Below are 12399 nucleotides of genomic sequence, written 5' to 3'. Positions count from 1 at the left end.
TGCCAGGGTGCGACCGGCTCACGGCAAGGCCGCCGAGTCCAGACCCAGTTCGCGGGACAGCGCGTCCTCCACCCACTCCTGCGCCCGCGCCCGCGGCACCGCGCCCTCGTAGGACGTCAGCTGCACGGCGAGGCCGTCGAGGAGGGCGGTGAGGCGCAGGGCCGTGCCGTGCGGGTCGGGGCAGTGGAACTCGCCGGCCGCCACGCCCTCCGCGATGACCTCGGCGATGGCGGCCTTCCACTGCCGGTCGAGGTCCTGGGCGACCTCCCGCAGCGCCGGCTCCCGCAGTGCCGCCGCCCAGCCCTCGATCCACAGCCGCCAGCCCTTGGCCTGGCCCGTCGGGGCGTACCACCGTACGGCCGACCGCAGCCGGCGCAGCGCCGACGTACGGCGGCCCAGCAGCTTGCCCAGGTGCGCGAGGTCGCCCTCCGCCGCGTGCCGGAACGCGGCGGCCACCAGCTTTTCCTTCGTCGAGAAGTGATAGAGGACCAGCGCGTTGCTCACCCCGAGCGCCGAGGCGATGTCGGCGATCCTGACCGCCGTCACGCCCCGTGCCTCGATCTGCTCGACGGCGGCCCGCAGCAGATCACCGCGCCGTTCCGCCACGCTCAACCGGACTCTCGTCACGCCGTCACCCTACACACGCGCGTGCACCCCCTTGACGTGTGGATTCGGCCGGTCCGGAGGCGGGTTCGACGTGCGTCAGCGGTACCAGCCGAAGCGCTCCGCGATCACCGGCAGCCGGTCCGCCGCGATCGCGTGCGCGGCGGCTCGCGGTGTCGTCCCGTCGGCCTGCGCCCGGGCCAGCATCCGCTCCACCAGGGCCCGCATCGAGCCGCGGGTGTGGGCGAACGCCTCCTCCGCGTCGGCGCCGATGTCCCCGAAGAGCGTCCACCACCACCAGGCGTTCGTCCCGGAGTTGACCACCACGTCCGGCAGCACGGTCACCCCGCGCGCGGCCAGCAGCAGCTCCGCCTCCGGTCGTACGGGCATGTTGGCCGCCTCGACGACCCAGCGGGCGGTGATCCGCTCCTGGTTCCCGGAGTCGATCGCGTACGAGACGGCGGCGGGCACCAGGACGTCCGTGTCGGCCGACAGCCACGCGTCGCCGGGCAGTTCGCGGTCGCCGGGCCGCAGCGCTGAGCGGTCCACGGTGCCGTGGGCGTCCCGAGCGGCGAGCAGCGCCTCGACGTCCAGGCCCGCCGGGTTGGCGATCGTGCCCTTGAGGTCGGCGACGGCCACGATCGTGAGCCCCGCGCGCGTGAGGAAGCGGGCGGTCGCCCCGCCCATGGTGCCCAGCCCCTGGAGGGCGACCCGCGTGCCCGTGTACGGCACCCCGGCCCGGTCCAGGGCCGTGAGGGCGGACTCGGCCACACCGCAGCCGCCGACCAGCTCGTCGAGACCGAGGCCGTCCACCTCGACCGCGAACGCGTCCCGGAGCCGCCGCCGTGCCTCGGCCTCGTCGTCCAGCAGGGGATACACGGCCTGTATGGAGGAGACCAGCCCCGCCTCGGCGGCGGCCCGGTCCACCAGGTCCTGGGTCAGCCCGAGGTCCTCGCCCGTCGTCCAGCAGCTCTCGATGTACGGCCGCATCGCGCGCAGGTAGCGCACGAGCAGGGGGTAGGCCTGCGGGTCCCGGGGGTCGCAGTCGATGCCGCCCTTCGCGCCGCCGAGCGGGACGTAGCGGCTCTCGGGGTCGTAGTGCAGGGCCTCCTTCATGGTCATCCCGCGGGCCAGGCCGGTGACCTCCTCCAGGGTGCAGCCCGCGCGCATCCGCAGACCGCCGCTGGCGACACCGCGCACCAGCCGGTCGACGACCAGAAAGCCCTGGTGACCGGTGAGGTGGTCGGTCCAGGTGAGGGACAGCAGGGGGTCGGCCATACGGGCTCCTTCGCCGGGGTCGCTGAAGGTGTTACTGAATCATCGGTCAGTATGACCCTCGGAGGGACCCCTGTGCCCCGGTGTTGTCGGAGGGGCCGACCATAATGGAAAGCCTGACCGACTCCACCTGGAGGTACCGTGGCCGGTTTCCGTCCCCTGAGCACCGGGCTCCGTGCGCTGCGGCCCGGGGCGTTCGGCGCGGATCCGCGCGGTGAGCGCATGGCGCGCATCCGCAGATCGCCCCACTTCAAGGACGGGGTCTTCCAGAACCCCGGCGGCCCCGCGCGCACCCGGCCCTCGGGCTCCACCCTGGACTTCGCGAAGGTCTTCTTCGACAAGGAGACCCGGCCCCGCCGCAGTCCCCAGGGCACGGTGCCGCTGCACTCCACCACCCTCGCCGACATCGCCCGGCCCCCGGCCACGGGCCTGCGGCTGACCTGGATGGGGCACTCCAGCGTGCTCGCGGAGATCGACGGCCGCCGGGTCCTGTTCGACCCGGTGTGGGGCGAGCGCTGCTCCCCGTTCCCCTTCGCCGGGCCCAAGCGGCTGCACCCGGCGCCCCTGCCGCTGGCCGCGCTCGGCCCGGTCGACGTCGTGGTCATCTCGCACGACCACTACGACCACCTGGACATGCCCACCATCAAGGCCCTGGCGGGCACGGACACCCTGTTCGCCGTGCCGCTGGGCGTCGGCGCGCACCTGGAGCACTGGGGCGTCTCCGCCGACCGGCTGCGCGAACTGGACTGGCACGAGACCACGAAGATCGGCGGCCTCGCCCTGACCGCCACCCCGGCCCGGCACTTCTGCGGCCGGGGCCTGCGCAACACCCAGCACACCCTCTGGGCCTCCTGGGTCGTCGCCGGGGAGTCGCACCGGATCTACCACAGCGGCGACACCGGCTACTTCGACGGATTCAAGGAGATCGGCGCCGAGCACGGACCGTTCGACGCCACGATGATCCAGATCGGCGCGTACTCGGACTTCTGGCCCGACATCCACATGACCCCCGAGGAGGGCATGCGCGCCCACCTCGACCTCCAGGGCGGACCGGAGCACGGCCCGATGCTGCCGATCCACTGGGCCACCTTCAATCTGGCCACCCATCCGTGGGCGGACCCCGGTGAGGGCACGGTCGCGGCCGCCCGCGCGGTGGGCGCCCGGATCGCCCTGCCCCGCCCCGGCGAGCCCTTCGAGCCGACAGCGGAAACCGTCCCGTCCGAGCCGTGGTGGCGTGGGGTGGCGCTCGCCCCGGAGGGTGGATTCCCGGCCGGGGAGGCCCTCGCCGACGCCGCGATCAAGACCGCGTCGGACGCGGCAGCCATGGCCCAGGCCGATACGGAGGGTGACGGCCGGGGAGGGTCGGCCAAGGGTACGGAGAACCCCGAGACGCTCCCGGCGGGCTGACGGGGGCCGGACGGGAAGTAGACGGCGAGGGCCGAGGAGCTGAAGGCTCCTCGGCCCTCGCCGTTTCCGTGTGACCGCTTCTGACCAGGTCGGATCGTGTCGTGTCCATTCATGGCCGGGTGCGCGACGGGGATATCGGTCTGTCGTACGAGACCTCATACCAGAGCAGGACGCTCACCGTATGAGTTTGTCAACTGCCCACCGCACATGATGCGCTGGCGACTACTGTCAGTGGCCGTCGGAAAGCAGGCGGATCAGGGAGCGGGGACCGGCACGTGCAGGCGCAAGGCGGACGAGGGAGTAGACGCGACGGGGATCCCCGCCGCCCACGCGAGCCCGATCGCACGCCCGCGAGCCCCCCTGGCAGCCAGCACCGACGGACCAGCACGAGGACACCGATGTCTCAGCTCCGCGCCCCGGCCGCCCGCGCAGACCGCCGTGAGGGCGGGCGGCACGGGCGCCCGGCCGCCCGCACCGCACCCGCGCTGCCCGAGACCCACATACGGCCCCAACTGCTGCGCCTCGCCGTGCTGCCGCCCGTCGCCGTCGCCCTCAGCGGCTGCGCCGCCGTCCTCTTCACCGTCCGGTCCACCGGAGCACGGCCGGGCCTCACCCTGTGGGCCGTGCTCGCCGGGGCGGTCTCGGTGGCCCTCGTCGGCATCGTCGTCGCCGCGGTGGCCGCAAACCGGGCCGCCCGTTCCGTGCACGACCGCGTCGGCGCCCTGCGCCGCACCACCGCGCGGCGCGAGGCCGACCTGCGTGGCCTGGTCGAGACGCTGCGCCGCGGCGAGGGACCGCCGCAGCCCGGTCCCGACGACGAGCGGGGCGGTCCCGCCGAGGACGCCGACGACTTCGACCTCCTGTCCGCCGACCTGACCCGTGCGCACGACGGCGCCCTCACCGCCGTCGTCGAGGCCGCGCAGCTCTCCAGCCAGACCGGCAGCGAACAGAAGCTCGAGGTGTTCGTCAACCTCGCCCGGCGTCTGCAGTCACTGGTGCACCGCGAGATCTCCATCCTCGACGAGCTGGAGAACGAGATGGAGGACCCCGAGCTGCTCAAGGGGCTCTTCCACGTCGACCACCTCGCCACCCGCATCCGCCGGCACGCCGAGAACCTCGCCGTGCTCGGCGGGGCGGTCTCCCGCCGCCAGTGGAGCAACCCGGTCTCCATGACCGAGGTGCTGCGCTCGGCCATCGCCGAGGTCGAGCAGTACTCGCGGGTCAAGCTCGTGCCCCCGATCGACGGCACCCTGCGCGGTCACGCCGTCGCCGACGTCATCCATCTGCTGGCCGAACTCGTCGAGAACGCCACGGTGTTCTCCGCCCCGCAGACCCAGGTGCTGCTGCGCGCGGGCCTCGTCACCTCCGGGCTCGCCGTCGAGGTCGAGGACCGCGGACTCGGCATGCCCGTCGAGGAGCAGACGCGGATGAACGCCCTGCTCGCCGACCCGGACCAGGTGAACGTCGGCCGGCTCCTCGCGGACGGGCGCATCGGCCTGTTCGTCGTCTCCCAGCTCGCCCGTCGGCACGGCATCAACGTCCGCCTCCAGACCAACATCTACGGCGGAGTGCAGGCGGTGCTCGTCGTGCCGCAGGCGCTGTTGGGGGCGGGGGCGGGTTCTCAGGAGGGCGGCCAGTCCGAGGCCGGTACCAGTGCCGGGACGGTGCTCGAGGCCGGAGCCCGGGCGGAGTCCCTGAGGTCCCCCTCGGACGAGGGGGCGGTGCCCGGCGCGGTCGGCCCCGGCGGCGCGCCCGAGTCCCGATCCGCGCCCGAGTCCCGATCCGCGCCCGAGTCCGGATCCGCTCCCGCGACAGGGTCCTCGACGGTGTACGGATTCCCGTCCGTGCCGGGTGCCGCCTCCGAGGCACGGCCGTCGGTCCCGCTCCCCGCGCCCCCCGCACCCACCGCGTCCCGAGCGCACCGGCCCGATTCCGAACGGGACTCGGGCGGCGCCCCGAAGAACGGCCACCCCGCGCCCCTGCCCGTGCGCGGGACGCGTCGGGAGCGGCCCACCCCGGCCGAGGCACGGCCCGGGATCAGCCCGGAAGACCGGCGCGTCCTCGCCGGGAACGGCACCGAGCCGCCCACCCCCCGCAACGGCACCGTGCGCGGCACCATGGGCAAACCCCAACTGCCCCGCCGCCGCGCCCAGGAGCACATCGCACCCCAGTTGCGCGACGGTCCCACGCCGCGCCAGGACTCCGAGTACCTCGTCGGCCACGACCCCGGTCTGATGGCGGCCTTCCAGCGCGGCATCGGCCTCGCCGAGGCGCAACAGCACATGGAGTCGGGAGACACGGTCCGGGGCGAGCGGGAGCAGCCGACGCACACCGAGCCGGCACACCTGGAGCCGGCGCACACCGACCACAGCATCACCGCCCGGCGGGACGGGAGCGCACCCGCCGGATGACCACCCCCGTGTCCACCCCCACACCCATATCCACCCCCAGCGCTCCCGCAGACCTTCGTACCCCAAGGAGTCGATCCACCATGGCGAGCGATGCGCCGACCGCCCAGGTATCCGATCTCGACTGGCTGATGAGCGGCCTCGTGCAGCGCGTACCGCACACGAACGCCGCCGTGCTCCTGTCCTGCGACGGGCTAGTGAAGTCCGTACACGGCCTCGACCCGGACAGCGCCGACCACATGGCCGCTCTCGCCTCCGGCCTGTACTCCCTCGGCCGCAGCGCCGGTGTCCGCTTCGGCGACGGCGGCGACGTACGGCAGGTCGTCGTCGAACTCGACTCGACCCTGCTGTTCGTCACCACCGCCGGCTCCGGCACCTGCCTGGCCGTGCTCGCGGGCCGCGAGGCCGACGCGGCCGTGCTCGGCTACGAGATGGCGATGCTCGTCAAGAGCGTCCGCCCCTACCTGGTCACCGCTCCCCGGCAGCAGTCCGTCGAACCCCCTGCGATGAGGCCTTGACCGTGACGGCGGCCGGTGACGGGCCTTGGCTCGACGACGCGGCCGGGCGGCTGGTGCGCCCGTTCACCGTCAGCAACGGCCGCACCCGTCCCACCGTCGCGCTCGACCTCATGTCGCAGCTGATGGCCACCGGGGCGACCCCCCTCGGCTATCTCGGCCTCGAGCACACGCAGGCGCTCGACCTGTGCCGCGCGCCCGTCGCGGTCGCCGAGGTCGCCGCCCATCTGAAACTGCCGGTGGCCGTCACCAAGGTGCTGCTGGCGGACCTCGTCGACTGCGGGGCGCTGACCACCAAGCCCCCCGCCTTCTACCACAACCCGACGGACCGGGCTCTTCTGGAGGCAGTGCTCGATGGACTACGACGACAGCTCTGACTACGCCGACGGACCGCGCGGCAGCGCCGATCCGTTCCCCACCGCGCTCAAGATCCTGGTCGCGGGCGGCTTCGGCGTGGGCAAGACGACCTTCGTCGGCGCGGTCAGCGAGATCGCGCCGCTCAGCACGGAGGAGCTTCTCACCACCGTCGGTGCCGCGACCGACAACCTCGACGGCATCGAGAACAAGGTCGAGACGACCGTGGCCATGGACTTCGGCCGCATCACCCTCGACCCGAGACATGTGCTCTATCTGTTCGGCACACCCGGCCAGGAGCGGTTCTGGTTCATGTGGGACGAGCTGTGCGAGGGCGCTCTCGGGGCGGTCATCCTCGCCGACACCCGCCGTCTGGAGGAGTGTTTCGCGGCGGTCGACTTCTTCGAACAGCGCGGCCTCGGCTTCGTCATCGCCGTCAACGAGTTCGACGGCTCCCACCGCTACGACCCCGAGGAGGTGCGCGCAGCCCTCGATCTGACCGAGGACGTCCCCGTCGTGTGCTGCGACGCCCGGATCTCCAGCTCCGGGGTCCGGACCCTGCTGACCCTCGTGCGCCACCTCATCGCCCACACCCCGGCCCCCACGACGGGGTACGGCGCCCATATGTGACCCCCTCACACCTGCCACGGAGCCCCTGTATGACGCATGCCCACACTTCGCGAGTACGCCCATGAGCTACGACCCGCCGCGCCCGGCCGGTCGTCTGCTGCTCACCCCCGAGGACAAGGAGGCCCCCGCCCGCACCCACCGACTGCGCCGACTGGGTCTGGGGGAGCGCCCCGAACCCGCGCTCGACGCCTTCGCACGCCGCCTCGCCGAGCTCACCGGGGCTCCGTACGCCATGGTCAACTTCCCCGACGAGCAGCGGCAGTTCTACGCGGGCCTGTATGTCCCCGCCGTCGCGCCGGTGGTGCGCGGCGACGGCACCAGCCCCCGGGTGGGCCGTGCCCTGCCCCGCGACCATGGCTTCTGCCCCCATGTGGTGGCGCGACGCAAGGCCCTGGTCCTGGAGGACGTCCGCGACTATCCGCGGTTCGCGGGCAATCCGGTGGTCGACGAGTTCGGCATCCGCTCCTATCTGGGGGCGCCGCTCCTCGACGGCACGGGGCTGGTGCTGGGCACGGTCAGTGTCGCGGACGTCGAGCCGCGGCCCTGGGGGAAGCCGGGCCTGACGGCCATCAAGGAACACGCCGCGCAGCTCGTCCTGCGGCTGGAGGGCCTGGACGGCTCGCTGCCCTGCTGAACGCCTGTGGTTCCCGGAGTTCCCCGAGGGCGTGAAGGAAAGCTGAGGCGGCGCTTAAGAAATCCTCGATGGACCGGTGCGGCCGCCGTACGGCAGATTGCAGTGCGATCCCACTCCTCTCCCGGCCCAGGGGCTGCTTCGGCATGCCCGGAGCCGGGACTCACCCTCAGGAGCCCTTGCGGTGAAGGCACTGGTCAAAGAGAAGGCGGAGCCCGGGCTGTGGCTCACGGACGTCCCGGAGCCCGCCGTCGGGGCCGGTGACGTACTGATCAAGGTGCTGCGCACCGGCATCTGCGGCACCGACCTGCACATCAGAGCCTGGGACGGCTGGGCGCAGCAGGCGATCAATACCCCGCTCGTGCTCGGGCACGAGTTCGTCGGCGAGGTCGTGGAGACCGGACGGGACGTCACCGACATCGGCATCGGCGACCGGGTGAGCGGCGAGGGCCATCTGGTGTGCGGCAAGTGCCGCAACTGCCAGGCGGGCCGCCGTCATCTGTGCCGGGCCACCGTCGGGCTGGGCGTGGGCCGGGACGGGGCGTTCGCCGAGTACGTGGCGCTGCCCGCCGCCAACGTCTGGGTGCACCGGGTGCCCGTCGACCTCGACGTGGCCGCGATCTTCGACCCGTTCGGCAACGCCGTGCACACCGCGCTGTCGTTCCCGCTCGTCGGCGAGGACGTCCTGATCACCGGCGCGGGACCCATCGGCCTGATGGCCGCGGCCGTGGCCCGGCACGCCGGTGCCCGCAACGTCGTGATCACCGACGTCAGCCCGGAGCGGCTGGAGCTGGCCCGCAAGATCGGGGTGAGCCTCGCCCTCGATGTCTCCGCCGCGACCATCGCCGACGGGCAGCGCGCGCTCGGTCTGCGCGAGGGCTTCGACATCGGCCTGGAGATGTCCGGCCGCCCCGAGGCCATGCGCGACATGATCGCCAACATGACGCACGGCGGCCGGATCGCCATGCTCGGCCTGCCCGCCGAGGAGTTCCCCGTCGACTGGGCCCGGATCGTCACCTCGATGATCACCGTCAAGGGCATCTACGGCCGCGAGATGTTCGAGACCTGGTACGCGATGTCCGTGCTGCTCGAAGGCGGCCTCGACCTCGCGCCCGTCATCACCGGCCGGTACGGCTTCCGCGACTTCGAGGCGGCGTTCGCCGACGCGGCGAGCGGCCGCGGCGGCAAGGTCATCCTCGACTGGACCGCGTAACTCCCCCTTCTTTCAGCACGTTTCTCCGCGACCCTTTCAGGAGCCCTCATGTTCGACTCCGTGCGCGACGACCTGCGCGCCACCCTCGACGAGATCCGCGCCGCCGGTCTGCACAAGCCCGAGCGCGTGATCGGCACCCCGCAGTCGGCCACCGTGAACGTCACCGCGGGCGGCCGCCCCGGCGAGGTCCTCAACTTCTGCGCCAACAACTACCTCGGCCTCGCCGACCACCCCGAGGTCGTCGCCGCCGCCCACGAGGCCCTGGACCGCTGGGGCTACGGCATGGCCTCCGTCCGCTTCATCTGCGGCACGCAGGAGGTGCACAAGGAACTCGAGGCGCGGCTGTCGGCGTTCCTCGGCCAGGAGGACACGATCCTGTACTCCTCCTGCTTCGACGCCAACGGCGGTGTGTTCGAGACGCTGCTCGGCCCGGAGGACGCGGTCATCTCCGACGCGCTGAACCACGCGTCGATCATCGACGGCATCCGCCTGTCCAAGGCCCGCCGCCTGCGCTACGCCAACCGTGACCTGGCCGAGCTGGAGGCCCGGCTGAAGGAGGCGTCCGACGCGCGGCGCCGGCTGATCGTCACCGACGGCGTCTTCTCCATGGACGGCTATGTGGCGCCGCTGCGCGAGATCTGCGACCTCGCCGACCGCTACGACGCGATGGTCATGGTCGACGACTCGCACGCCGTCGGCTTCGTCGGCCCCGGTGGCCGCGGCACTCCCGAGCTGCACGGCGTCATGGACCGTGTCGACATCATCACCGGCACCCTCGGCAAGGCCCTCGGCGGCGCGTCCGGCGGCTATGTGGCGGCCCGTGCCGAGATCGTCGCCCTGCTGCGCCAGCGCTCCCGGCCGTATCTCTTCTCCAACACCCTCGCCCCGGTGATCGCGGCGGCCTCCCTGAAGGTCATCGACCTGCTGGAGTCCGCGGACGACCTGCGCGTCCGCCTCGCCGAGAACACGGCCCTCTTCCGCGGCCGGATGACCGAGGAGGGCTTCGACGTCCTTCCCGGCGACCACGCCATCGCGCCGGTGATGATCGGTGACGCGGCCGTAGCCGGGCGGATGGCGGAGCTGCTGCTGGAGCGCGGCGTGTACGTGATCGGCTTCTCCTACCCGGTCGTGCCGCAGGGGGCGGCCCGGATCCGGGTCCAGCTCTCGGCCGCGCACTCGACGGAGGACGTCAACCGCGCGGTGGACGCGTTCGTGGCGGCACGGGCCGAGCTGGACGCCGAGCAGGCCTGAGCGGCGCGTTTGAGACAATCGATCGCATGATCGAAGCGCGGCGGCTCCACATCCTCCGTGCGGTGGCGGACCACCGTACGGTGACGGCGGCTGCCGCCGCGCTGTACCTCACCCCGTCGGCCGTCTCCCAGCAGCTCGCCGCGCTGGAGCAGGAGACCGGCCACCGGCTCGTCGAGCGCGGCGCCAAGGGCGTACGGCTCACCCCGGCCGGTGAGATCCTCCTCGACCACACCAACGCGGTCCTCGCCCAGCTGGAGCGGGCCGAGGCCGAGCTGGCCGCGTACAGCTCGGGAGCCGCCGGCACCGTCACGGTCGCCTCCTTCGCGACGGGCATAGCCCTGGTCGTGGCGCCCGCGGTGGCCCGGCTCGCCGAGTCCGCGCCCGGGATCCGCATCCGCGTCCAGGACGCCGAGGGCGACGCCAGCCTGCCGATGGTGCTGGACCGGCAGGTCGATGTCGCCGTCGCCGTCGAGTACCGGGGTGCCCCGCCCGCCGACGACCCGCGACTGGCCCACGTCCCGCTGTACGCCGAGCCCTTCGACGCGGTCGTGCCGGTCACCCACCCGCTGTCCGGTGCGCCGGAGGTCCCGCTCGCCGGACTGGCCAAGGACCCCTGGATCGGCCCGTACCCCGGCAACCCCTGCCATGACGTGGTGGTCCTGGCCTGCGAGAACGCCGGCTTCCAGCCCCGTATGGAGCATTCCTCGGACGACTTCCGCGCGGTCGTGGCCCTCGCCTCCGCCGACGCGGGCGTGGCCCTCGTGCCGCGCTCGGCGCTGCGGGGCATGGATCTCACGGGCGTGGTCGTCCGCCCCGTCGACGGCACCGCCCCCACCCGGCGCGTCTTCGCCGCCGTCCGCCGGGGAGCGGAGGAGCACCCCCTGATCCGCCCGGTGCTGGACGCGCTCGGCGCGGCGGGACAGGCGCAGCCGCTGCCGGTGTGAGGACCGCGAAACGCGGTTGTCTCATATCCGGGATAGCGTCCCGGATATGAGAACCGATGGCGATGGTGCGGACCCCGTCGACACCCGGCTGGGCATCCGCCTGGCCGAGCTACGGGCCGAACACGGCTGGTCCCTGGGCGAGTTGGCCGAGCGCAGCGGAGTGAGCCGGTCCACCCTGTCCCGGGCCGAACGGGCGGAGATCAGCCCCACGGCCTCGCTGCTGAACCGTCTGTGCGCCGTCTACGGGCGCACCATGTCCCAGCTCCTCAGCGAGGTGGAGGCCGAGCCGTCGCCCGTCGTGCGCGCGACCGACCAGCCCCGCTGGCAGGACCAGGCCTCCGGTTTCGTACGGCGGTCCGTGTCGCCGCCGCACTCCGCCCTGCGCGGCGAACTCGTCGAGGCCCGCCTCTCGCCCGGCGCCGACATCGCCTACGACCGTCCGCCCGTCACCGGCCTCGAACAGCACATCTGGGTCCTGGAAGGCGCCCTCGACGTCACCGCGCAGGACACCGAACACCACCTCGGCACCGGCGACTGTCTGCGCATGCGCGTATGGGGGCCGACCCGGTTCCGGAGTGCCGCTCCCGAGGGTGTGCGGTATCTGCTGGCGGTGGTGCGGCCGTGATCGTCACTCGTCTCCGGGAAGAGCAACTGTCCGCTAAGGCAGAGGAGTTGGCGAGCCTGTTGGAGGCCACCGTCGACGCCGGTGCCTCGGTCGGCTTCCTCGCCCCGCTCGACCGCGCGGAGGCCCTCGCCTGGTGGGCGGAGCGGGCCGCCGACGTGGCCGCGGGCCGGCTCGTCGTGTGGGCCGCGTACGACGGGGACCGGATGCAGGGCACCGTGAGCCTCGCCTTCCCCGGCAAGGCCAACAGCCGTCACCGCGCCGAACTCGTCAAGCTCATGGTGGACCCGGACGCCCGCGGGCGCGGCCTCGGCCGCAGGCTCCTGGCGACGGCGGAGGACGCCGCCGCGGCGGCCGGAGTCACCCTCCTGCACCTGGACACCGAGACCGGCAGCCCCGCCGAGCGGCTCTACCGGTCCGCCGGCTGGACCGCGATCGGCGCGATCCCGGACTACGCGGCGAACCCCGACGGAGTGCTGCGGCCAACGACGATCTACTACAAGCACCTACCGGCAGGCGCTCTCACCAGGTGATTGTCAGTGGCAG

Annotated in this window: 13 protein-coding genes; 11 read left to right on the top strand and 2 right to left on the bottom strand. The window is 72.8% G+C overall.

What is annotated here, in order from left to right:
• Window positions 1–18 precede the first annotated feature (18 nt).
• Together NNW99_RS04145 and NNW99_RS04140 are read right to left on the bottom strand one after the other, a co-directional pair.
• On the bottom strand, window positions 19–627 hold the full coding sequence (locus tag NNW99_RS04145; RefSeq protein ID WP_215117266.1) for a TetR/AcrR family transcriptional regulator: 609 nt from the start codon (window positions 625–627) through the stop codon (window positions 19–21).
• Window positions 628–702: 75 nt separating this feature from the next.
• A complete protein-coding gene (locus NNW99_RS04140) occupies window positions 703–1881 on the bottom strand; it encodes a Glu/Leu/Phe/Val dehydrogenase dimerization domain-containing protein (protein ID WP_215117264.1) in 1179 nt (392 codons plus the stop codon).
• A gap of 138 nt (window positions 1882–2019) precedes the next feature.
• Between NNW99_RS04140 and NNW99_RS04135 the strand changes: the two genes are divergently transcribed.
• The 11 genes from NNW99_RS04135 (at window position 2020) to NNW99_RS04085 (ending at window position 12386) form a co-directional block, all read left to right on the top strand.
• Entirely contained in the window at window positions 2020–3285 is a 1266-nt protein-coding gene (locus tag NNW99_RS04135) for an MBL fold metallo-hydrolase (protein WP_215117262.1), read from the top strand.
• A 398-nt stretch (window positions 3286–3683) separates the two neighbouring features.
• Window positions 3684–5696, top strand: a complete 2013-nt coding sequence (locus NNW99_RS04130; protein WP_215117260.1) for a sensor histidine kinase KdpD — start codon at window positions 3684–3686, stop codon at window positions 5694–5696.
• A gap of 80 nt (window positions 5697–5776) precedes the next feature.
• Window positions 5777–6211 carry a roadblock/LC7 domain-containing protein gene (locus NNW99_RS04125; RefSeq protein WP_215117258.1) on the top strand — a complete coding sequence of 145 codons (435 nt, stop codon included), beginning with the start codon at window positions 5777–5779 and terminating at the stop codon, window positions 6209–6211.
• A 2-nt stretch (window positions 6212–6213) separates the two neighbouring features.
• Window positions 6214–6585, top strand: a complete 372-nt coding sequence (locus NNW99_RS04120; protein WP_189726304.1) for a DUF742 domain-containing protein — start codon at window positions 6214–6216, stop codon at window positions 6583–6585.
• Window positions 6563–7192: an ATP/GTP-binding protein gene (locus tag NNW99_RS04115; protein WP_215117256.1), complete on the top strand. Its 630-nt coding sequence runs from the start codon at window positions 6563–6565 to the stop codon at window positions 7190–7192. The genes NNW99_RS04120 and NNW99_RS04115 overlap by 23 nt, the downstream gene beginning before the upstream one ends.
• 61 nt (window positions 7193–7253) lie before the next feature.
• Entirely contained in the window at window positions 7254–7826 is a 573-nt protein-coding gene (locus NNW99_RS04110; protein WP_215117254.1) for a GAF domain-containing protein, read from the top strand.
• Window positions 7827–8007: 181 nt separating this feature from the next.
• Window positions 8008–9036, top strand: a complete 1029-nt coding sequence (gene tdh, locus NNW99_RS04105) for an L-threonine 3-dehydrogenase (protein WP_215117252.1) — start codon at window positions 8008–8010, stop codon at window positions 9034–9036.
• 48 nt (window positions 9037–9084) lie between these two features.
• The gene (locus tag NNW99_RS04100; RefSeq protein ID WP_215117251.1) at window positions 9085–10287 is read left to right on the top strand and encodes a glycine C-acetyltransferase; all 1203 of its coding nucleotides are present in this window, start codon (window positions 9085–9087) and stop codon (window positions 10285–10287) included.
• Between the two features lie 26 nt (window positions 10288–10313).
• Window positions 10314–11231: a LysR family transcriptional regulator gene (locus NNW99_RS04095; RefSeq protein ID WP_215117250.1), complete on the top strand. Its 918-nt coding sequence runs from the start codon at window positions 10314–10316 to the stop codon at window positions 11229–11231.
• A 46-nt stretch (window positions 11232–11277) separates the two neighbouring features.
• Window positions 11278–11856 (top strand): helix-turn-helix domain-containing protein, encoded by a 579-nt coding sequence (locus NNW99_RS04090; protein ID WP_215117249.1) that lies wholly within the window; start codon window positions 11278–11280, stop codon window positions 11854–11856.
• Complete coding sequence (locus NNW99_RS04085) at window positions 11853–12386, top strand: GNAT family N-acetyltransferase (RefSeq protein ID WP_215117247.1); 534 nt, start codon at window positions 11853–11855, stop codon at window positions 12384–12386. Before NNW99_RS04090 ends, NNW99_RS04085 begins: the two co-directional genes overlap by 4 nt.
• Window positions 12387–12399: the final 13 nt, after the last annotated feature.

The sequence above is a fragment of the Streptomyces sp. CRCS-T-1 genome (genome assembly GCF_024442335.1).
GTDB lineage: Bacteria > Actinomycetota > Actinomycetes > Streptomycetales > Streptomycetaceae > Streptomyces > Streptomyces koelreuteriae.
Note: the sequence above shows the minus strand (reverse complement) of the source record. Positions and strands in the feature narration are given on the sequence as shown.

Excerpts from the sequence above, each read along its gene's own strand:
- NNW99_RS04140 (WP_215117264.1), bottom strand. The coding sequence starts at position 1,881 with ATGGCCGACCCCCTGCTGTCCCTCACCTGGACCGACCACCTCACCGGT.
- NNW99_RS04130 (WP_215117260.1), top strand. The coding sequence starts at position 3,684 with ATGTCTCAGCTCCGCGCCCCGGCCGCCCGCGCAGACCGCCGTGAGGGC.
- NNW99_RS04125 (WP_215117258.1), top strand. The coding sequence starts at position 5,777 with ATGGCGAGCGATGCGCCGACCGCCCAGGTATCCGATCTCGACTGGCTG.
- NNW99_RS04115 (WP_215117256.1), top strand. The coding sequence starts at position 6,563 with ATGGACTACGACGACAGCTCTGACTACGCCGACGGACCGCGCGGCAGC.
- NNW99_RS04110 (WP_215117254.1), top strand. The coding sequence starts at position 7,254 with ATGAGCTACGACCCGCCGCGCCCGGCCGGTCGTCTGCTGCTCACCCCC.
- NNW99_RS04100 (WP_215117251.1), top strand. The coding sequence starts at position 9,085 with ATGTTCGACTCCGTGCGCGACGACCTGCGCGCCACCCTCGACGAGATC.
- NNW99_RS04095 (WP_215117250.1), top strand. The coding sequence starts at position 10,314 with ATGATCGAAGCGCGGCGGCTCCACATCCTCCGTGCGGTGGCGGACCAC.
- NNW99_RS04090 (WP_215117249.1), top strand. The coding sequence starts at position 11,278 with ATGAGAACCGATGGCGATGGTGCGGACCCCGTCGACACCCGGCTGGGC.